The 304-nt window shown below is 53.0% G+C and carries 1 pseudogene; it reads right to left on the reverse strand.

Annotated elements, in window-relative coordinates:
• Positions 1 to 304, reverse strand: a pseudogene (tuf, locus tag FN960_RS23815) (elongation factor Tu); the annotation flags it as partial.

Raw genomic sequence — 304 nt, forward strand, 5'->3', positions numbered from 1 at the left:
CTTCTGAGTCTCTTTGATACCAACGATTTCAACTTCTTCACCAACTTTGATGATACCGCGTTCTACACGACCGGTAACAACGGTACCACGACCGGAGATGGAGAATACGTCTTCGATCGGCAGCAGGAACGGCTTGTCAATCGCACGCTCTGGTTCCGGAATGTAAGAATCCAGGGAGCCAGCCAGTTCCAGGATTTTCGCTTCCCACTCTGCGTCGCCTTCCAGCGCTTTCAGAGCAGAACCACGAACGATCGGAGTGTCGTCGCCCGGGAAGTCGTACTGAGACAGAAGTTCACGAACTTCC

The organism is Alkalicoccobacillus porphyridii, from assembly GCF_007293315.1.
GTDB classification, from domain to species: Bacteria; Bacillota; Bacilli; order Bacillales; family Bacillaceae_D; genus Alkalicoccobacillus; species Alkalicoccobacillus porphyridii.